Genomic DNA, 20,781 nt, shown 5'->3' on the forward strand with positions numbered 1-20,781 from the left:
TCCGTGGCTTATTGCGGATGATCGGATCTGTCAGATAGCGTCGTCTCCGCGTTAGCCAGCCTGTGGTGCGCGAGGTGCTCGACAATGTTGGCGGCGTCTCGATCGACGCCTCGGATGAAGTGCGAGGTGAAACCATATTGAAACGGTAACCCCATAAAATATAGTCCCTCTATTTCAGTGATCCCTCGAGTGTGTCTCGGCAAGCCTGTGACGGCATCGAACACAGGTAGGTGAATCCAGCTGAAGTCGCTGCGAAACCCAGTAGACCAGACGAGCGTCGCCGGTCGGACGGTGTGACCGTCAGCCAAGACAGGGTACCCGTTCTCGGTTCCTGAAACCTTCGGAAGGCGGATGACGCCCATCTGGCGCAATCGTTTTTCGCTGATTTTGATGACGGGCGGTTCCTTGCGTTGAATCATGGCGATGAATCTGCGACCGACAGGATTTCGCGGAGTGAACAATCGGTGTGCGATGTTCCACAGGGTTGGGTTGCTGAGATCGAAGAGGAAATGTCCAGGGTTGGGTCCGGACAGCCACACTTCATGGGCGGGGGCAAGGTCGTGGGCGATTTGTACGCCAGAGTTTCCGGCACCTACTACCAAGACAGGGCCGGATACTTGATCGGGTGCCAGGTAGTCGGACATGGTCAGCTGATTTATGGTCGGATCTAGTTCTTCTGCGAAATTGGGTATTCGCAACTCATGCAGGAATCCTGTTGCCACTACGACACTGTTCGCCACCAAAGACTGCTCTTCGTGTCCGCCTTTGTCGGAACCCGTGGGAGACAGGTCGATAGTGAACCGGCCGTCGATAGTGCGCACTCGGCGAACCTCGACGTTGAGTTCGCATGGCAGAGAAAACGCGTCGGCGTAATTTTCCAGATAGTCGGCAAGTTCTAGCTTCCCGGGGAAGGCTCGCGCGGGAGCAGGAAATGCTAATCCTGTCAATGCGCTGACTCCTGCAGGCGTGACCAGTCGCAACGAATCCATGAACCGGCGCCAAGAATCGCCGACCCGTGCACATCGGTCGATCAGCACAAAGTCAGAGTTCCGCATTTTTAATTGTCTTCCCACTGCAAGCCCGCACTGGCCTGCTCCGATAACTGCGACATCCACCTGGGCTTGCATCCGTATACGCGCTCCCCTGAGGAACTCTGTCGTCGAGATACGCTTCGGTTGTCAGCTCTATCGTCGCACGGCTGTCAATACTGTAGGATGTGGGTCTTGTGAGATAATATCGCCCGACAGCGAGGATGCCGCTGTTCGAATTGCAGGGGCGTTGACTGGCCGCTACACGGACGATAAAATCGTCCGTGTAGCGGACTATTCGTTAGGCTGCACTCCCGTGTTCGTGCAAACATCGACGGCGCGTCGTGGTTGCGGCCGTCGTGCCATCGCTGACGCCGCACCACTTCCGCTGATAGCGGTCGTCCAGCACTGGCAGGCGATATTCGCCAGCTACGGGGGACGGCGGTGCGCGCTAGCCCCTGCAGAAGAGAGCTCGAACCGCGCTCTCGTGAGCTCACAGCTTTCGGGATGACGCTGTGGAGCCTGGTCTGACGGGTGCGCGCGAATCGGAATCGACGTGCACGGCCGGACCTCGGGACCGGTTCCGAGGTTCTCTTCTAGCATTCGAGGTGTCGAGATTGCTCGCGGGCGCGACATCACCATGAATTGATGCAATATGAAATTATTGGTTCGATTCATGCTGAAAACGTATATCCTGCCGCATTCGAGCAGAACATTTCGTATCATGGCAGCCTCTCTCCTAGCCGCCGGCGTCTGCTTCGCGACAGCCGCCGCCCAGGCGACGCCCGTGCGTGCAACGCATGACGCGAGCGCCAGCGCACCATTGCCCGCGCTGGCGAGGAGCGACCACAGAGAGGCAACGTTCGCGACGTTCACAGAATGCGTCGCAGCCGGCAATGACGGTCACGCCAGGGGGATCTGGGGCGACTGGTATTGCGACATGCCGCCCCACAGCGAAGTCATCGAACTGTGGGTCGACGACGTGTGCAGCCGATGCTTCCTGCCCGGCTCCGCCGAAACCTGGGATCCTGCGCTCGCGTAGTGCCTGGGGGCGGGTGCGACGTCGTCGTACCGGCGTCGGCACCCGACCGACTGGGCGAGCGGGACGTCGAGGATAAAAGTCCGTCTAGAACCCTGGTGCCATCGAGGGCAGTGGTGGCACCAGGTATGGGCAGCCGGCGTTTCCAGCGAGATCGTCGGCTGCTGGGCATCCGGGTGGGCCAGTGGCATTAGTTGTGCGATTGTGGTGGTGGACGGTCAGACTGGCCGGTGCGAGCGAAGAAGATGGTGCGGGTTGGCGTAGGCGCTCCTGGGGTTGGGTGAACCCTGTGTCGCAGGGTTTGACGGCGGTGGGGCGTTGTTGTTCGCGGCATGGTCGTTGCAGGCCACGCGTGATCAGGTGCGGTTGTCCAAGCAGGGGCAGGTCACTGATCGGTTCGCCAAGGCCGTGGAGCAGCTCGGAGGTGATAGTTTGAGCGTCCGGTTGGGTGCGATTTACGCGCTCGAGCGCGTGGCCCGCGATTCGCCGCCGGACCAGCCCGCGGTGCTGCAGGTGCTGACGACGTTCGTGCGCGAGCACGCGCCGCGCACGCCCACTGAGCATGACCGCACCAGATGCTCTCTGCCAGAGCGCGGCAGCATCACGGTGCAAGGCAACGAGCCCCGCATGGTGGCCGATGTGCAAGCCGCGCTGACGGTGGTGGGCCGGCGTGACCCGGGCCGTGACGGCGGAACTGTCGTGGATCTGCGCGGCGGTGCTTGCAGCAGGCCGAGCTGACCGGAGCCCGGTTGGCCGGGGCCGATCTCTCGGGAGCGGTTCTCAAGGGTGCTCGCCTGACGCGCGCCGACGCGCGCGGTACGAAGCTGGACTCGGTTTTCGCTGCGGACGCGGTCTTCGACTCCGCCGAGTTGAGCGGTGCCGCCATGTCCGGCGAATTCGAACGAGCCCGCTTCCCCCACGCAGACCTCGCCAGTGCCAGTGTGCAGATGTATGGGCGGGGTATCCGCTTGACCGGTGCTGATCTGACCAACGCGACGTTGGAGGTGTGGCTGCCCGACGCTTCGGCGGAAGACCTGCGGGAATTGGAAGCGGTGTTCCAAGGCGCGGCCAACTACCTGATCGAGCGGCTGCACGACCGGGACCACCAGCCCTCCTGCCGGCTCTACCACCACGCGCTGGACGAGTACCTGTGCGATCGGTGCACAGCGCACAGGCCGCACCGGGTGGTGACCGACGCGCTGACCGGTCTCGTCCCCATGAGGGCGGGACGGCGGCATACGCAGGTAAGCGTCGTTCCAAGCAGTTGCGGTTGCTTGCCGCCCCTTTGCCCTGGCGAAATTGGCACGCCAGCGCAATCGGAGGCGAAACGGAGCACATTGGCCTGGACACTCAACCGTGAAGTGGATCTTCTGAACGGTGTCTGCGCTGGTGAAAGCACTAAAAAAGGGTGGGTCGCCTGGGGTTCGAATCCAGAACCTATGGAGTCAAAGCCCAGGTCAGTGGCTGGTTCTCGGCATTTGCCGATCTTGGTCTTCACCTGGCGCGGACGCGCTCTGTAGCGGTGCCTGACGCGGTGCTGCCGATCGTTGTCACGAGCAGGCTTCGAGGTCCAGGCTGGTCGGTGCCTGTCTGCGCATGGGTGGGTTGTCCGATTTGGGTGCGAGGGCCATGCGTGCTGGTGGTGCGCAGCGCTGGGGTCCGATGCCGCTGGCGGCTGCCAGGCGAGGGGCTACGGACCGCAGCGGGCGCGCCGTCGGGGCGCGTCCTTGATCCCATCGCTGACCTTCCTGTAATGCCGACGAGCGGGTATCGGTTCCGACGAACGGCAAGAAGGGCCGGAAGCCGGGTGGGTGGCATTCCGGCAAGCCCGGTGCCGGTGGCGGGATGCGGAAAACCGCACCCTGTTTGTGCGGAAAACGCCATTATCGGCATCGTGCTGGCTGCTTAGGGTTCCGACGTGCTCGAAAAATTGATCGACGTGCCACACCGGGTCGTCGCGGGGATAGCCGCTCTACTGGTTCTTGCCGCCGCTTTGTCGTTGACTGTCCTGTCCGAGGGCAGCGTCCAGCAACCTGTTCCCGCATCGGCGCCTGGGCAGCGGTTCAGTGCCGAGCGGGCGATATCCCATCTCGAACGGTTCGCTACCGAACCGCGTCCGCTGGGCAGTCCAGCCAGTGACCGCGCCAGGGATTACCTGACCCGGCAGCTCCGGTCGGCGGGTTTCGCGGTGGAGATCCAGCACGCGGTCGGCTCACGATCGGCGGCGGGACTGGCGACCTTCGGCAGGGTCGAGAACGTGGTGGCCACGCTGCCCGGGCGGCGCTCCACGGGAGCGGTTGTGCTCGTAGCCCACTACGACTCCGCTGCTGCCGGACCCGGCGCCTCTGACGACGGCGCCGCGGTCGCCGCCATGGTGGAGATCGCGCGGACGCTCGGCGGACAGGCACGGCTGCGCAACGACTTGGTCCTGTTGTTCACCGATGGCGAGGAGGACGGACTGCTGGGGCCAACGCATTCGTCCGGGAGCACCCCTTGGCTCGCCGCGGCGGCGTGGTGCTCAACTGGGAGGCGCGCGGGGTCAGCGGACCATCGCTGATGTTCGAGACGTCGAGGGGCAACTCGGAGTTGGTCTCGTTGTTCACCGACGCCGTGCCCCATCCACGGGGTGACTCGTCGATGGTTGAAATGTACCGGATGCTGCCGAACAACAGTGACTTCACCGCTCTGTCGCAAGCCGGCTTCACCGGGCTGAACTCCGCCTACGTCGAAGGGGCGTCTCGCTACCACACCGCCGACGACTCCATCGCCAACCTCGAACGCGGCAGCCTGCAGCACCTGGGCGAGAACATGCTCCGTCTCTCCGCCGCGTTCGGCGACGCCAACCTGCCCACACTCGCCTCCGGCCACGACGCGACCTACTTCCGGATCTTCGGGACGATGATCACCTACTCCGACGCCCTGGTCTGGCCGATCGCGATCCTGGCGGTGTTGTTAGTGGCGGCCTTGGTGCTGAGCGCGCGGCGGCGGCGGTTGGCGAGCGTGCCACGGATGCTTCTCGGTGCGGCGTCCGCGGTGCTGCCGTTGGCCTTGTCGGCGTTGCTCGGGCAGGGCTTGTGGACCGTGCTGGCAGGACTGCGTCCCGGTTACGACGCGATGGGCGGTTTGCTTCACCGCCCGCTGGCCTATCAGGCGGCTCTCGTCACCCTCTCCGGGCTGGCGTTGCTCGGTTGGTACCTCTTGCTGCGACGCCGGCTCGGGCCGGCCGCGCTCGCGATCGGCGCGATGATGTGGCCTGCCGCGCTCGGCGTGGTCTGCGCGGTGTCGGCGCCGGGAGCGTCCTTCCTCTTCGCCCTGACCGCGATGTCCGGTGCGCTCGGACTGCTTCTCGCGTCGCTGCCGGTACGGTTCGCGACCTGGCCCGTCGTCGCGGTGACCCTCGGGACCCTGATCCCCACGGCGCTGCTCCCGCTGCTGGCCCGCAACGCCTTCATCGGAATGGGACTGGCACTCGCGGGTGTCGGGACGGTATGTCTGGCCCTGTTCGGCCTGACCTTGCTGCCGATCGCCGAGTTGTTGTTCCCCAGCCCTGCCCGCGGCGTCGGCAGGCGTATCGCCCTGGCAGTGCCGCTCACCGCGGCGGCGCTGGCAGTGGGCCTGGTCGGAGCGGGACTCGCCGTCGACCGTTTCGACGTGCGGCACCCCGAGCGCACACATCTCGCTTATGTACTGAACGCCGACACGGGCACCGCTGCCTGGGTCAGCGGGGAGGACGAACCCACCGCATGGACCGGCAAGCACGTGAACAGCCGCGACCTCACCACCCTGCCGCCCGGCTACGCTCGCGGCAGATTGTGGACCGGCGCCGCCAAGCCGATGGCCGCAGCGGGGCCGGAAGTCTCGGTACGGGCCCGAGACGGGGACACCCGCACGGTGCACGTGACGTCCAGGCGGGCGGCCACATCGTTGACGCTTCGAATTGATCACCAGATCGCCGAAGCAACCGCGGCCATACCGGGGGCGGCACCGGTGACCCTGACCGTCACCGGAACGCGAGCCAACACCTGGCCGGCGGAGATCCGTTTCCGTGACCTGCCGCCCGGTGGAGCCGACATCACCTTGCGCACACCAGGCGCCGACCGCGTCCGGATCACCGCTGTCGACGAGACCTTCGGCCTCGCCGACGCACCGGGGTTCCAGCCGAGGCCCCCTGGGGTGGTCGCGTCGACCCGCGAGGACGGCGATCTCGTCGCGGTGGCACGGAGCTATGAAATCTGATGAAACGTCGCACTATCACACCGCGCAGTGCGCGCCGGAGCGAAAATTGTTGTTGCTGCCGGCCAGGTCGATGATCAGGAGCATGGCCTCGGCGCGCCGCGAGGCAGACCGACATGGTTTGGCGCGCACCCGCGACGCGGAAGAACGGCGGAGAGGCAAGATGAAGCATTTCGGGATCCTCACGCACGGTGTCGAAGGCGCTGCGCTGTGCCTGCGTACTTTCGCCAATGAAGGTGCTCGCGAACTCGGCGCACCCCAGCATCCGACGTTGCGCTCGACTGCATCGCGATGGGCCACAGCATGCCCGCGTGGAGAGAATCTCTGGCGCTGTACGCACTAGTTCTCGGCCGGGATCCGGATGATCTGGCTGCCTGTATTCGCAAGAAGAACCCTGTGCAATTGGCAAAGAAATGCCTGGAGGCAATTTTTTATGACGCGTTGTCGCGCGTGGAAAAGGCTATTTCGGCCTTCGGCTCCTTTTTTGATGCGGTACTTAAGTCGGATCGAGTTGAGATAGTGCGACAGAAGAATTCTGAGCTGATTTGCGGGGCATGCGTGAGATCCGCGGTGGCAGTGAATTCATCTGGCTGACGTCGCACAACTTCCGGAAGACGACGGCGACCGCGCTGGACGACGCGGGCATCCCGACCCGGCTGACCGCGGACCAGCTCGGCCACTCGCGGGTGTCGATGACGCAAGACAACTACCTGGAGGGAAGGCGGCCACCCGGTCACGGCGACGGCCCTGGAAGGGCTGCTGGATCACCGTCCCAGCCCAAAACCGGGGGTAAACCGGGGAGCTGATCTGGACCGAAGCTGTCGGCGGGTGCGCCGACAGCGGTGCCCCGTCCTGGAGGATCTCGAAGCGGCAGTGGGCGGCCGCTCGCGGTTCCGGAGACTGGCAGGGCCCGGATTCCCGGGCAGCACCCGTCTCATTGCGCGGCGCGCGCGGGTTGTCCTGGTCGAGCCAGATCAGTTAGGTGTTTGGGAGGTGATGCTTCCGTTGTTGTTGGACGGTGCCCCTTCGGAGTTGCATGCGGTCGTCACTGCTGACGGGTCGGTGTCCGGCCCGTTCCCACGTGCCTCGGCGGGTAATTTCGGCGATGTCGATGTCCTTTCCTCGACAAGGGAAGTCTCGCCGAAGCCCGGCCCTCGGCCAGCTGCCCCGCCGAAGCACGCCTCGCCGCGGAACGTCTCTGGGCTGCATCACCACATCCGACGACGGCTAGTCCACATCGCACGAGCGCAAATACGGTCACGGCACTAGCACCGGTGAAAGCTGCACCGCCAATCACCAGGCAGGCACACAACCTCGCACGCACGTTGTGGCACCAGAATGACCGGCAAGTCGGGAAGCCTGTTCCGGGCAGGGGGGAGTGTGGCGCGGAGGCGCCAGGGGTATCTGCATGCCATGCATGTGCACGTCCCCGCTGGGGTGGGTGCCTTCCCACCGGGTACCGTGATGGCTGCGGTCGCCGCTTTGCTGTTTGCGTTCGGTTCGGTGCTGCAGCACGAAGCGGCGTTGCGCAGCACCTCCGCGAAGGGACTCGACCTGCGCCAGCTGGTGCCGCGGCCGGTATGGAAGATCGGGCAAGGCGGCACCGCGCTCGGCACGGTCCTGCAGGTGGTGGCTCTGGCGTTGGCGACGGTGGCGATCGTGCAGCCGTTGCTGGCGGGTCGCTGGTGGTCGCGATGGCGGTCCGGGCGGTCCGCGACCGCTGCCTGCCGACCCGTGGAGAACTCCTGGGAGCTGTGTGCACCGGCGGCTGCCTGGCGATCTTTCTGGTCGCGGCCCGACCTGCCGACGGCAGTGGCGAACGTCTGCCTTCCGCTGTTGCCGTCATCCTCGCTGTGGCGCTGGTCGTGCTGCTGGTCGGCATATGCAGCCGGCTGGGTCGAGGCCCGGCCGGTGCGCTGGCATGCGGCGCGTCCGCCGGTATCGCGGCGGGTGTCGCTGCCGTCCCATCTTCGTGGCTTTGAAGACGTTCGCCGAACGCGGTGCCCTGCACGCCCTCGCCAGCCCCCGCTGTGGGCGGCGCTGGTTGCTGCGGTCGCCGCGCAGCTGGGCGGCCAGCAGCCGATTCGCGGGGCAGCTTATCGTGGTCGCGGCCGGCCCTGACGCTGCTCGACCCCTGGCGGCCGTGCCGGCTGCTCGCCTGCTGCCCGGCGAGCGGCTCGAACCTGGGCACGCCGCGGTCTGAGCCCCGGCGCGGCGGTGGCAGGGCTCGGGGTGGTCTTGCTCGCCAGCACCGGCGAAGGCTGCCGCCGGCCGTTGCTGCTGCGGCACCGCGCCCGTTCGAAGAGGTCTGCTGCGTGAAGGGGCGTCTGAGAATTTCGGCTGCATCGGTATCGCGTTGATCAAGCGCGCAGCGCTGGTCAATTTCAGCCGTCGTCGAGCCGGGTTCTGATGCAGGACAACTCCATTTCGCCGAGCATCCGCTTTCCCACCGTGATTGGGGCCGTGAGAACTGGCCCTGGCACAAGTCTCCGAAGTCTGTGTTCGATCGGATGGCAGATGCGCGGTCGGAGCGGGTTGCTCGCTGGCTCAATGCAGGGGTCCTGGACTGTCTGGGTCGAGGTTTTGCAGGTTCCAACGAGCTGAGCGGGACACGGCGGAATCGTCGCAGGAGATCGCATGTTGATAGGCTGCGCGTGCCCCTTCCATGTCCCCCTGTTCCTTGAGCAGGCCGCCGAGAGCGTGCGCAGCAAGGCCGCTGTACCGACGATGACGAGCGGAAATCGCTCGTCCGTAGGCGCTCTTGGCACCCGGCATGTCCCCGTAGGATTTGAGTTCCCCGCCCACGGACAGGTCAACAGCGGCGGGCTCGTCCGTGTCGGCCAGTTCGCGGGCTAATCTCCTGGCTTGCTGGGCGCCCTGCTCGTCGCCTCGACGCTGCAGAACAACCTCCAGGCCAACCGCTGCCTTGAAGGGCCAATTCACGGCGTCACGCGGCGCGGTTGGGTACGGATCTCCGTGCCGATCGATTGGTATTTTCCGCAGGGGCACGTCACGGTACTCGATGGCTTTTTCGAAAGCCGCCTGTGCGCCGGGCAAGTCGCCGTTCTCTATCAGAATTCTGCCCAGCAGTACACCGGCATTAGGTCCATAGCCGGGGACGCCGGAGTCAAGCACGGCAGCGAAAGCCTTACTCGCTCCGTCAATATCATCGCGATCCCAAAGAAGACCAGCAAGCCCGAAACGAGCCTCTGCGGCTATCGTCGGGTCACTGCTTTCGGCCGCTCGCCGGAACGCAGACAGCGCACGCTCGTTCTTCCACTTGGCCCGCAGCTTGTAGGCGCGTTGGAGCTCTTTTACTGGATCACGTCGCAAGAGTGGCTCCTGAACTCGATGTCCAATCGCGGTGACAGTATCAAATGCGTCCTGGGGACCGGCTCCCAGTTCGACGGCGAAGATCGCGGTTGTGTCCAGATGCCGCTGCCGCGTCCAGTTGACCACGTTGCCGCCACCGGGCCGATGGTGCCCAGCAACACCGCGAGCCAGGGACCGGCGTCGGCCGCCCCGGCTCCGGAGAAGATCGCCGGGGGTGCCGCGATGTCCAGCAGCGGTGGGGACGACGCTTACGCCAGTCAATGTCGTGAAAGCCCTGCCAGCGCAATAGGTTTGAATGCCCGTGCGCTTCCCACGCGGTGTTGATCCCCACCGACCTCGAGTATTGCCGGACGCCGTTGCGGTTTGTTGCTGTTTGCCGTTGACGCGGTCTGTCGTACCGCGCCGTCGTCACCGAGCCGTCACCGCCGGGCCTGGCTGGGACGCGACCGGTGGTCCCGCGAACGACACCTGCCCCGTGCGGCTGAGTCGGCCGACGGCATATTCAGTGAAGTGGCCTCGCGAGAGTCTTGCCGCCGTCCTTGACGGGGGCTGCGGGCTAGTCAGCCGACGCGCCATGCCTGGGTGCCGCCGCCATCGCATTGCCACATCTGCACCGAAGCCCCCAACCAGGTGTTGCCGAACGAGACGTCCAGGCAGTTCTTGTCGAGGTTGCGCAGCGAGGCTCCTTCTGTGTGGAATTGCTGGGCGTCTCCGCCGTAGCACGTCCAGGTGTTCACGCCTGTGCCTCGGCCGCCGTTGTTCCAGTCGATGTCCAGGCAGGTGCCGAGTTCGCTTTTGATCGTGCCGTTCCCTTCGAAGGACCATCGTTGCTCGGGGCTTCCGGCGCATCCCTCGATGCTCACTGCCGCGCCCGGTCCGGGGTTGGCTTCCCGGACTGTCAGGCACAGGTTTGTTCCCAGTCGGCGACAAGGTGTCGTTCACGGGACCCTCCCCGCTCGCGAGGGGAGAACGGGGCCTCGGCGTCGCCGAGGTCGCCACGTCGGGACCACCCCCGCTCGCGCGGGGAGAACCGCGCCGTCGACTTCGACCTGGCGGTGATCCCGGGACCACCCCCGCTCGCGCGGGGAGAACACTTCTTGACCTGGGAGTTTATCTGGCGGTTGGTGGATTTTCATTCACTTGTGCTGAGGTCACACGATTCTGGGGCGCGCTGCGGTCGTGGGACGGACCACCTCCGATCGAGCAGGGAAGACAGGGATGCGGAAGGGGCATCGCAGTGTGTGGTCAAGGTTGGGCAGTTTGGGTGGTAGCGGCGCGCAAGGCTTATAGCCCTAGGCCCTCGTTTTGCTTGCCAGCTTTTTTGGCGACGGTGTTCCATTGATGGGTCTCGTAGTGCGGATCGGCGTGCAGCATCGGGCGACGGACGCAGGCTTCTGGATCTAACGGCACACGCTGTCGGGTTCTTTGTCGGTCAGTGGATAGCCGTGTTAGCGGTCGGCTGGGTTCAGAGCTCGGGCTACGAGGAACTGCAATGGGGCGGAGGGGTCGGCAGTGGCGGTCGTGCGACCAGGTTGCCAGAAACTCAGGGGGCCGGGCGTCGATTGTGCGTCAGTCACGTCACCGGGGATGCTGATGTCGTCCGCCCGGTGGGCTGGGTGAAGGGAGCATGCCGAGCGTGGCGGCACTGGTTCGACTCTGGAGTGTGGCGTTGATCTGGACGTTTGTCCTTCGCCTTCGTCAGGCTGACGTGCGGTCCTTCGACTTGCCGGTGCGTCGTTCGCGTTTGGCTTCGATGATCCGGGGTAGAACCTGTGGGGTCGGGTTGCAGCTAAGGGGAACGACGCTGGGGCGCAGCGAATCCTCGGCCGCGAGCCAGTCCTGGAGTGTGAACGGGTGCGCCGGGGGACCTCGCTCAGCAACGGAATCGTCGGCTTCGCGCGTCCCGCCGTCCTGGCGCTCTCGTCGACGGTACAGGAGTGAATGACCGAAGCGGTCAGAGACCGCACCGCCTGTCGGCGGATCGTCGACCGGGGACGGCAAGTCCGGACCAGCACCGAGAAAGCAGCTTTCTCGGCACGGCAGGCCCAGCGTAGACAGGCAAAGTGGCCTAGCCCCCGTGCGGCGGGCGGCCTGCGCTGCCGGGGGAGGACGACAACGAGGCGACCAGGAACCGAACGCTGCGACGCCGGAACTCCGGTTTCTCCACGGCCGTCGGCTATTGCAGCGAAAGCGCGGGGCCCGCCGGCGTCGTGCTGGCCGTAGCAGCACGACCGCGCGCCAATTACCTGCCGCTTCTTCGCTTAGATGTCGGGTTCAAGCCTCCGCAGGCATGTCTCGCTGTTTCAGCATGCGTGGCGAGCCGTCACAGCTCTGTCGCTCGGGCTCGGACTTCGTGCCCGTACTTGTCAGTCCGTTTGTGGGCGGTCGCCGGCGTTTCCGGTGCCGGCCATACGGAGATCTTGTAGTGCTCTTGGGGGGTGTCGGCACGGGAGCGGGGGGCGATGTCGCGGCCGCGGGCGTGCACGCGCACTCGGTAGGTGCCGGGCCCCACGTAGGCGAGTTCGTCGAGTTCCCGCGGCGGACCGTCCATCATATTGTGGACGAGGAGGTAGCCTTCTTCGCTGTCCAACGAGACCTCGGAGACTTCATCCCAGCCGTCGAGTTCGATCGAGTCAGGTTCGGCGTCGAGCAGTTGCAAGGTCACGGTGACATCGCCCGTTGCGATGCCGGTGAGGACGGCCGCCCCGCCTGAATCCACCCCGACGAGTCCGTCGGCGTAGGCAGGGTCCAGGCCGGGGACATCCGCGCCGTAGTCCGTGACGGAGAAGTGCCCGTAGTCCACGTACAGGTCAGCGGTCGCTGTCCTCACCGGCATAGTCACGCGTTCCTCCTGGTCGCGTCTAGCGGATCGTCACCCAGAACGGGTTTTCCTCGATCACCCGGTTTTGGTGGCGGTCGGAGGTCGATTCGGTGGTGCCGGTGCTCAGGATCGCCTGCGTGCCCAGCATTCCGCCGGCCAGCACGAGGAGCAGCGCGAGCGCGAGCACCCCGACGGGGAGCCGGGGCCGGGCCCGCCTGACCAGGAAAGCGGTGAGAAACCCGGCGACGGCTAACATTCCGGCGAACACGATCGTGATCCAGTGCGGCCCGCCGAAGGGCCACCAGGTCGCGTTCCGCGCGAGGGTGAGGGCGGCCACGAGTGCGGACGCGACTGCGGCACACGTTGCCGCGTAGGTGGCGATTCGGTCTTTCGGTTCTTTCGCGGGGGCTTCGGGTTTCTCCGACGACTGTTGGCGATTCGGCACTGTTCATGCTTTCTGCTGCGGTGTTTTCGCAGAGGGGTCGTGCCGCGCGGTAGCGGAGTTGCGGTGGCGGAACGGTCTGCTGCCGTCGTTGCCCAGACGTGACGGTGGCCCGAGCAAGGGCTCCCTCACCGGCCGTGGACGGGCTTCCGAGGACGGGCGACGGCCTGCCGCGTCGGCGTGTCCGGTGCGCCGTGCGTCGCCCGTCGTTCAATCAGACGCGTTGCTCCGCGGGGGACGAACGCTGGAGGCGCGGTGTTCGAATGTCGTGGTTGGCGGGTTCGTCGGGGGCGGCGGGGAACAGTTCAAGCTCGGCGAGGGGCGGGATTTGCCTCGGTACGGTTGACTGACCGGAGGCGGCGAATGATCTGTCGATCATGGCAGTGACGTGGGCGATGATGGTGTCGGCGTCTGGGGAAGTCAGGTCTGGGCTGAGCACGGCGGTGCGCCGGAGTCGGCTCAAGCGCTCGGCGACGTCGGGGTAGCGGTCGTCGCGGACGGCGGCGGCGAGATCGGTGTAGGCCTCGGCGAGGCCGGGCACTGTTCGCCAGTCGGTTCGATGGATGCTGGTTTCGATGCTGAAGATCACGTAGGCGATGTCGTCGACCGGAGTGCTGTCGCTCCAGCAGAGGGTGTCGTCGACGAGGCGTGGACGACGCTCGCCGAGTTGATCGCGCGTGATGGCGAGAACCGCGAACACCCCGGTGCGCACGGGGTCGATCGTGCGCGCGGCCCCGGCCTCCAGAGTGGTGTCGGCGAGTCCCAGCAGGCCGGCGAGCCCTTGCTGGAGCGGGCGGATCAGGTGGACCGCAGCTCCGACGTAGGACACGCCGGCCGTTTCGCCGAGCGACTGCAGGAAGTCGAGGTAGGGCCCGGCCAAGTCGCGGTCTTTCACGGCGAACAGGCCGATTTCCAGTTCCAGGCCGCCGCCGGGGTAGGGGACGGGGCCTGCCAGGCGTGTTGGCCCCATCGCGATCCTTCGCCGGTCCCCGGCACCGATGCTGCGCAGTTGGGCGGGGCTTGTGGTGAGCAGGAATTCGCCGGGCGGAGGGCCGCCGTGTTCCAGCCGCACGTAGCTGTTGAGCGAGGCATGGTAGGTCGAGGTCCAGCGCCGCTGGAACGGCAGCCGCATGGCCTGTAAGCGGATGTGGAGGTAGTGCTCGTCGACGACGACGGGGCCCCGCGGAAGTTCAGGCAGCGCGTGTGCGGCCTCGAGTTCGAGGAACACCCACGGCTCAGCTCGGGATTTGACGACGGTCGGCCACCAGCCCACGGACTCTCCTGTTCTAGAGATTGATCCCCATCAGATCTAATACTTGCTGGGCCCAGATCCAGCTGGTGAACTGGACGGCTGCACCGTAGGCGGTGCGTTCGCAGCAGAATCCCATCAGTTGTCCGTCCGAGTCCAGCAGCGCGGCGCCGGAGTCGCCTCCCGCGGTGTCGGCATTGGTGTAGACGCGCACGGCAGTGTGGGAACCGTAGGACAGGAGAACGGGATCGAACCCGGTCACAGTCGTCGTCTTCGTCCCCGACCGCGCCCCGTGGAACACGGCCTGCTCGTACAGTCGCGGCGACAGGGCCAGTACCTGGTGCGGCGGGTCGGGAAGGTGCTGCTTCAGCGTGGTCGAGATCTCGAGCGTGGAACAGTCGACGACGACGTGCTCGGCGAGTACCCGGCTGGGATGGCCGCTGACGGCAAGGTTCTCGTGTCCGGCGACGGCGTGCCGGGCTGTGGTGAGCACCGCCTCGCCGGCGGCGGTCACGGCAGCGACGCCGACGGTGCCCACGGTCGATGCTCCGGCGGCGACGGAGAGGCATCCCGATCCCCGCCCGGCGGTGGAGACGAGTCGCGGTGCTGAGGCAACCAGTACGGCGTAGTCTCTGATCTCGCTGGCTTCGATCAGGGACTCGCGCAGACGCCTCGGCCAGGTGCTGGCCTCGTGCACGAACACTTCGGGGGGCGGTTCCAGCCCCCATAATCTCTCGGGCAGATCGGTGCGGCGATCCTGCACCTGCGCCAACAAGGCCGGCATGTCGACGGAGACCCGGACCGGTTTGGCACCGGGCGGGAGTGCAGGGTCGAAGACCACCAAGTCGAAGCGCCGGCCATCGCTGTGGGGCACCATGATCTCGGTCGTCTTCGCTAGGACCCCGGGGAACACACCTTTTTCGGCCAGACGTTGCCGCAGCGGACTCAACCGCGCCGGGCCCGTGGGTTCCACGGTATCCACCAGTTGCCAAAGGCGCGCGGCCAACATCGGCTCCAACCGCGCAAGCTCAATCCTCGCGATTTTCGCCGTGTCAGCTGCGATGACAGCTGCCCTGCAGGTACCTCCGCGGGTGCCGAGATATTCGTCGGCGAACTGGGTAAGGTCCATTCGAGGGCGGCTTCCCGCCGCACACGCACGATTCCGATCTTCTCGCGCGCGCGAGAAGACACGGTCTGCAGCCGAAGCCAGCGTTATCAGCGCCGTGACGACGCACAAAGCACCCGCGGTGTAGGCGCCGAGCACGGTCACGCGGCGGGCTGTCTCGGCCGTTGCGCACAGGGAGGCGATCGTGACCGCAGCACCGATCACGACACCGATGAGCGCCAGAAGACGTACCGACCTCCACATCCACCACGGCTGCGTGGTCACGATTGGCGGGAGACGGCCTCTGGGGAGATCCCAATGCGCATCTGCCTCCGAGGAGACGTCGTCAGCAGGGACCAGCATCGGGAGGTGCCAGGCAGCCTCGCTGTACTTTCGGCGACTGTTCGGCAGACGATCGCGCCAGTCCTGATAGGCGTCGAGCGCGTTCCTGAACGAATAAAGGGACGCCTCTAGCTCCTTGCGGAGCAGTACATTAGGGCCGGCCGTGATCACCAGCAGAGGGTCGAACTGCCCCGTCTGGTTCCGGACGTCATTGACCGTTTGTGCCAGCTTTTTGCCGCCGTTGCCCGCAGTGGGGTTGCCCAGCATCAGAACGACGGGGGTCGTGCGGCGTGTGCGCCACACCAACCACGGCCGCGGCCGGTATGCCCTGCGTAGATCTTGCAGGAAGGTGTTGACCAGCAGTCGGTTTACCTGCTCGGGGGATTCCTTCTGCCATTCCCCGTCGGTGAGCCGCTGCGCGAAGCACCCGAAGGTACCGGACATCTCCGGCGCGAGGTGGGGCTGTCTCATGAACCATCGATACGGGCCGGACAGCAGTGGCACACGGCCGGTCACCGCGATCCGGAACCACACCAGCGTGATCATCCGCAGCGGCAAAATCCACCAGGGTGCCTGGTGCAGCCCGCCTTCGACAGGAGCGAGCCCTGGACCGAGCCGCGACGTGAGCGCCCACGTGTGAATCCGCCGGTACAGCGTGCGCTCCAGATCCGTGTCGTCGTTTGAACGCAGGGTCAGCAGCACCATCAGTAGCGAGAAAAGCTTGAACCGCAGCCGACCGGAGTGGCTGGGAACCCGCGTGAACTGCCGGCTGGCCGCCCACAAGAGGGCCGCGATGTCCGGGACCCCGGTCACCCCGACCCTCGTGACGCCAGTTCCGTTGCTCTGCGGATCGTCGCTGAGCGACACGTACGCATACGGCACTGGTTCCGGCCGCGCCGACAGTAAGTGCAGTTCGACGGTGTCGAGCAGATCCTCGCTGTTCCGCAACGGACACTGCAGGGACAACATCGGCAGCGTTTTGCGGGGCCGGTCGTCGACACGAGGGCGTCTCACCAACCCGTCGATCAACTCGAAGAACTGCCCGGCTTCGTTAAGGCGCGACGGACGCGTATTTTTCATCAATCCCCCTTGCCGAGCATCCGGCCACGACGACACGGAATGTACTGAAATCTCGCACGATGTTCTACTCGAAGGCGCAATTCTCCGCGCCGAAACTGCGACCGGGCCCGTGTCGCCGCCGGCAGTCGAGCTCTGGCGGTCTAGTGGCCACGTCGGTTGCCGCGAATGGTTTCCTGCGGCGACACTGGCGGACGATCGCCGTGCGCGGCAACCGGATGGGCTTGAGCATGCTCCGCGCTTCGTCGTTGACAACCTGCCGACAGTCGTGTGGTTGCGCTCGCAGTGTCAAGTTAGCCGGCAGCGGCGCAGGGCGTTTCGACTGACGGATGGATGGCAGACTTCAGAAAGGCCAGGCGTCGCTGCTTCCGCTGACGACGAGCTGCGAGAAGGAATATTCCCGAAAGTCCTTGTGGGAACTTAAATGCTCGTCAAGTTCCCCGTCATCGGCGCGGCGTCGCCGCCAAACACACCATCATCGCCAAGAGCGACGAGCAATACTGCAAGGTCTTCGCACTCTTGGAGACCCTGCGGGCCGAGGCATTCGCTAGCCACAGATCGCCGGCTGCCTGCGGTGGCTGGCAGGCGGCGGCGCACCTCCGCCGATCAACCGCGACAGCAACCCCTTCGGCCTGGTCCTCGCTGGGCTGGAGAACGCGGCGAGCCGAATTGGCAACAGCCTGGTTTCGCTCGGCAATGCGATGGCACAGCACCCGCTGGATTCCCTGGCCCTCTTTGGCGGCGTCCAACTCGCGGAACTCGGACTCGCCGGCGAGGTTCCCCAGGGCTCTGGCCAGCCGAGCACTGACCGGCAGCGTTCTGCGGCTCCCGCTGCGGAACGAGCGCAGCCCGACGAGCGCCCCTCACGGCGACACACGCGGCCGGGGCGGTCCTGGACGCGCCGATGGATATGGCCCTCGCAGGTGGGGTGACGACGGCTTGCCTTAGTTATGTTTGGCAGGTCGTACGCGGCTCTCGGCGGGGAGGCCGAGGTGAGTTGGCGAAGGCTGCGGTCGAAGGGCCATCGGCTCGCAGCCGTGGCGACGGCACTACTGCTGGCGGCCGCTGGGATGCCGCATGTCCAAAATGGCAGGTCCCGGCGACCTCGCCGGAGCGGGACCGGCACGGCCAGCCTGGCTCGGCCAGGCAGCGCGGGCACGGGGGCTGCCCGACCTTGTCGGCGTCCGGTGTTCCTCAACCGCCCGATCGAGCCGGGCTGGCGCCGGGCAGCGGAAACCGCGGTCCTGGCCGCCGCGAGCCGATCCGCGTTCAGCGGTGCGCGGCGGCCTCGCCGCTGAACAGCTTGTACAGCTCCGAAATGACGGTGGCGATCCTCGCGATGCTCGCGAGGAGGGTCTCCAGGGCTTCGCCCACGCCCGTCAGGAGCTTGAACACGATCGCGAAGACCTTCGTGATGTCCGGCCCGGCATCGAGGGCCAGTTCGGCCACTGCGCCCGCCGGCGTTTCGGCGACGAGGTTGATGCAGATTTCCACGATCAGGGCCACCAGTTGCGCGATCAGGTCGCGGACCGCGTCGTGCACGGCCTTGACCACCTCGCCCATGAGCTTGACCGCCAGCCCCCACGCCTCGCACAGCACGCTGGCGGTGCCCAGCGCCTTGGCGAGGTTCGCGGCCTTCCCGGTGCGGTAGGAATCGGCCGCGGCGCCCTTCCAGTACTCCTGCGTCCCGGCCGCCGCGTGCTGCAGATCGGTCGTCATCCCGGCGAGCGCTTTGCTCGTGTTCGACCATGAGGCGCCGATGGCGGCGACCGTGCCCGGATTGCCGGCCAGTTCGTCCATCACCAGCCGGAGCGGTTTGACGTGGTCGAGGAGCCAGGCGGTGAGCGGTCCGGCCAGCAGGTTGCCGACGAAGCCGCCGACGTTACCGGTCGCGACGTCCTCGGCGAGCTGCCCGGCGAACGCGCCGTCGCTGACATAAGCCGCGGCGGCGTCCAGGACCGCGCCGACTTTGTCGTTGTTCTGGAGGTCGTGGTAAATGTTCTCGGCGTCGCTGAGGATCGGCAGGCCGGACAGCCAGCCGGGATTCTCCTCACTCGCGCCTGGGGCTTCTGTCAGCGGGGTGAACGAGTAACCGCCGTCGCTGTTCTTCGACAGCACGTTGTAGTCCTGGAAATTCGTATGCGCGCCCTTGTCGACGGGGGGGGGGTTGTCCGCCATCTCAGCGCTCCTGTCCGGGCAGTTCCGGCTCGCCGATGGCGACGCCGCGGCGCGGCATCGGTTCGCCGACCCGGACGCCGCCGCGGAGTATCGGCTTGCCGAGCATGAGGTCGTCGAGGGGCTTGCCGAGCTGCTTCAGCCGCGCGTGGGTCTGGTCCTCGTCCTGTTGGTACTGCTGGGCGGCCTGGCCCGTGCGTGCTGAAGCCCTGGCGGTGCACCATTCCGGCAGCGGGGAGTGGTTCGTTCTAGTGACGGCGCTCAAGGCGGGAGTGTTCGGACGTCGACGACCGGGTACTAGACGGCCATGGGAGGGCAATCGACGGCGCGGGCTGAACGGAACACTGAAAAACGGCAGCTGTCCGTGCTGCAAGGGGTGGGTCTGTATGTCGGGGCGGTGCTGGGAACCGGCCTGCTCGTGCTGCCTTCCCTGGCGGCGAAGGCAGCGGGGCCGGCGGCGCTGGTGGCGTTTTTCGTGCTGGTCGTGGTCTCGGCGCCGGTGGCCGCGACGTTCGGGGCGTTGGCGGGCCGCCATCCCGACGCCGGCGGGCCTGCGACGTTCGCTCGTCGCGCTTTTGGCCGCCGTGCTTCCGCGGTGGCCGGTTGGTGGTTCTATTTCGGTGCGCTGGCCGGGATGCCCGCGGCGAGTGCTTTCGGTGCGGCCTATGTGACTGACCTGGTCGGCGGCGGACGCACGACGACTGTGGTTGTCGCCGTGGCGCTCGTGCTCGTCGCGGTCGGCGTCAACGCGGTCGGTGTCGAGCTGTCCGGACGCGTGCAACTGGTGCTCACCGCGTTCCTTGCGGTCTTGCTGGTCGGCGCGGTCGTCCTCTCGGCGCCTCATGCCCAGCCGGAACATCTTCGGCCTTTCGCGCCGCATGGTGTCGGCGGCGTGGCTACGGCGGTCAGCTTGCTGGTGTGGTCCTTCACCGGGTGGGAGACCGTCACGCACCTGGCTCCCGATTTCCGCCGGCCGCGGCGGGACCTGCCGTTGGCGACCGGGATCTCGATCGTGGTGATCGGCGTGTTGTATCTGGCGGTCGGCGGGATGACGATCCTGGTGCTCGGTCCGGCAGCCGGTTCCGCTCAGGCCCCGCTGGCCGAGTTGCTGGGCCGTTCGCTGGGCACGTCCGTCCGGGTGATCGCCGCGGTTGTCGCGGTGGTCGTGACGCTCGGGGTGCTCAACGTTTTCGTCGCGAGCATGTCCAAGCTGGGCGCCGCCCTTGGCCGCGACGGTGCGCTGCCTTCGTGGCTGGCCAAGGGAAGCAACGCGGGCGAGGTGCCGCGCCGGAGCCTGCTGGTCGTGACGGCGGGCATCGCGGTCAGCTTCGTGGTCACTGCCCTGACGGGCTTCCGGCTCGAGCCCGCTCTGCGGGCCGAGAATGCGTGCCTCGCGGGCATTTACCTCGTCGCCATGCTCGCCGGCCTGCGCCTGTTGCCGGCCCGCCGGCGCCAGTGGTGGGTCGCGCTCGCGGCGGTCGTGCTGGTGCTGGCGGTCTTCGTGCTCGCCGGCTGGTATCTGGTGTTCCCGGCGATGGTGGCGGCCGGAGCGCTGGCCTACTTGAAGTTCTCCGCTCGGCGCGCCGCCGCGGCCGGAGTCTGACCGGCGACTTCGCCGGCCAGTTCGAAATACTCGGTCAGCGGCATGGCCACCATGCTTTCGGTGCGCATCGAGCCGGACTGGGCGATCAGCGACATCGCGCCGAAGGCGGCGCGGGGATCGTCCCGCGTTTCCAGCACCATCAGGTAGTCGTATTTGCCCAGCAGGTTCCATGCACGAACCGGGTGCGGTCGTTCACCTCCGGCCGGGTGCGAAGCATTCCGCTGACACAGCGGATCTCGTCGGCGGTGAGCGGGTCGAGAGGATGACTGGGGCGCGCGATTTCGCGGCCGCCGGTTTTCGCGTACGACACCGAAGTCACAACACACTCCTTGAG

General features: G+C 66.3%; 18 protein-coding genes and 1 pseudogene. 9 read left to right on the forward strand and 10 right to left on the reverse strand.

Features of this window, described 5'->3' with window-relative positions; all coding sequences use genetic code 11:
* Positions 1-8: 8 nt before the first annotated feature.
* Complete coding sequence (locus tag F9C11_RS20880) at positions 9-1,127, reverse strand: flavin-containing monooxygenase (protein ID WP_409186550.1); 1,119 nt, start codon at positions 1,125-1,127, stop codon at positions 9-11.
* Positions 1,128-1,704: 577 nt separating this feature from the next.
* On the opposite strand from F9C11_RS20880, the gene F9C11_RS20885 reads away from it, so the two are divergent.
* The 8 genes and pseudogenes from F9C11_RS20885 to F9C11_RS20920 all read left to right on the forward strand — a co-directional run bounded on the left by F9C11_RS20885 (position 1,705) and on the right by F9C11_RS20920 (position 9,957).
* Entirely contained in the window at positions 1,705-2,070 is a 366-nt protein-coding gene (locus F9C11_RS20885; protein WP_409186551.1) for a hypothetical protein, read from the forward strand.
* Between the two features lie 315 nt (positions 2,071-2,385).
* Complete coding sequence (locus F9C11_RS20890; protein ID WP_409186552.1) at positions 2,386-2,805, forward strand: hypothetical protein; 420 nt, start codon at positions 2,386-2,388, stop codon at positions 2,803-2,805.
* A complete protein-coding gene (locus F9C11_RS20895) occupies positions 2,787-3,587 on the forward strand; it encodes a pentapeptide repeat-containing protein (RefSeq protein WP_409186553.1) in 801 nt (266 codons plus the stop codon). Before F9C11_RS20890 ends, F9C11_RS20895 begins: the two co-directional genes overlap by 19 nt.
* 779 nt (positions 3,588-4,366) lie before the next feature.
* Positions 4,367-6,303, forward strand: a pseudogene (locus F9C11_RS20900) (M28 family peptidase).
* 288 nt (positions 6,304-6,591) lie between these two features.
* Positions 6,592-6,894, forward strand: a complete 303-nt coding sequence (locus F9C11_RS20905) for a hypothetical protein (protein ID WP_409187107.1) — start codon at positions 6,592-6,594, stop codon at positions 6,892-6,894.
* Positions 6,855-7,106, forward strand: coding sequence for a tyrosine-type recombinase/integrase (locus F9C11_RS20910; RefSeq protein WP_409186554.1), 252 nt, complete (start codon positions 6,855-6,857; stop codon positions 7,104-7,106). Before F9C11_RS20905 ends, F9C11_RS20910 begins: the two co-directional genes overlap by 40 nt.
* A gap of 658 nt (positions 7,107-7,764) precedes the next feature.
* Entirely contained in the window at positions 7,765-8,421 is a 657-nt protein-coding gene (locus F9C11_RS20915) for a hypothetical protein (protein ID WP_409186555.1), read from the forward strand.
* A gap of 744 nt (positions 8,422-9,165) precedes the next feature.
* Positions 9,166-9,957, forward strand: a complete 792-nt coding sequence (locus F9C11_RS20920) for a hypothetical protein (RefSeq protein ID WP_409186556.1) — start codon at positions 9,166-9,168, stop codon at positions 9,955-9,957.
* Between the two features lie 236 nt (positions 9,958-10,193).
* On the opposite strand, the gene F9C11_RS20925 is transcribed toward F9C11_RS20920, so the two are convergent.
* The 7 genes from F9C11_RS20925 to F9C11_RS20955 all read right to left on the reverse strand — a co-directional run bounded on the left by F9C11_RS20925 (position 10,194) and on the right by F9C11_RS20955 (position 19,109).
* Positions 10,194-10,553, reverse strand: coding sequence for an RICIN domain-containing protein (locus tag F9C11_RS20925; protein ID WP_409186947.1), 360 nt, complete (start codon positions 10,551-10,553; stop codon positions 10,194-10,196).
* Between the two features lie 1,403 nt (positions 10,554-11,956).
* Complete coding sequence (locus tag F9C11_RS20930; protein WP_409186557.1) at positions 11,957-12,475, reverse strand: hypothetical protein; 519 nt, start codon at positions 12,473-12,475, stop codon at positions 11,957-11,959.
* A gap of 19 nt (positions 12,476-12,494) precedes the next feature.
* Entirely contained in the window at positions 12,495-12,791 is a 297-nt protein-coding gene (locus F9C11_RS20935; RefSeq protein WP_409186558.1) for a hypothetical protein, read from the reverse strand.
* Positions 12,792-13,110: 319 nt separating this feature from the next.
* Positions 13,111-14,169, reverse strand: a complete 1,059-nt coding sequence (locus tag F9C11_RS20940) for a hypothetical protein (RefSeq protein ID WP_409186559.1) — start codon at positions 14,167-14,169, stop codon at positions 13,111-13,113.
* Between the two features lie 13 nt (positions 14,170-14,182).
* Positions 14,183-16,672 (reverse strand): hypothetical protein, encoded by a 2,490-nt coding sequence (locus F9C11_RS20945; RefSeq protein WP_409186560.1) that lies wholly within the window; start codon positions 16,670-16,672, stop codon positions 14,183-14,185.
* Positions 16,673-17,938: 1,266 nt separating this feature from the next.
* A complete protein-coding gene (locus tag F9C11_RS20950; protein ID WP_409186561.1) occupies positions 17,939-18,847 on the reverse strand; it encodes a WXG100 family type VII secretion target in 909 nt (302 codons plus the stop codon).
* A gap of 1 nt (position 18,848) precedes the next feature.
* A complete protein-coding gene (locus F9C11_RS20955; RefSeq protein WP_409186562.1) occupies positions 18,849-19,109 on the reverse strand; it encodes a hypothetical protein in 261 nt (86 codons plus the stop codon).
* 99 nt (positions 19,110-19,208) lie between these two features.
* Between F9C11_RS20955 and F9C11_RS20960 the strand changes: the two genes are divergently transcribed.
* Complete coding sequence (locus F9C11_RS20960; RefSeq protein WP_409186563.1) at positions 19,209-20,447, forward strand: APC family permease; 1,239 nt, start codon at positions 19,209-19,211, stop codon at positions 20,445-20,447.
* On the opposite strand, the gene F9C11_RS20965 is transcribed toward F9C11_RS20960, so the two are convergent.
* Positions 20,402-20,587 (reverse strand): hypothetical protein, encoded by a 186-nt coding sequence (locus F9C11_RS20965; RefSeq protein ID WP_409186564.1) that lies wholly within the window; start codon positions 20,585-20,587, stop codon positions 20,402-20,404. The genes F9C11_RS20960 and F9C11_RS20965 overlap by 46 nt on opposite strands.
* Positions 20,587-20,766: a hypothetical protein gene (locus F9C11_RS20970; protein ID WP_409186565.1), complete on the reverse strand. Its 180-nt coding sequence runs from the start codon at positions 20,764-20,766 to the stop codon at positions 20,587-20,589. The genes F9C11_RS20965 and F9C11_RS20970 overlap by 1 nt, the downstream gene beginning before the upstream one ends.
* Positions 20,767-20,781: the final 15 nt, after the last annotated feature.

This window comes from Amycolatopsis sp. VS8301801F10 (assembly GCF_046195355.1).
In the GTDB taxonomy this organism is placed as follows: Bacteria; Actinomycetota; Actinomycetes; order Mycobacteriales; family Pseudonocardiaceae; genus Amycolatopsis.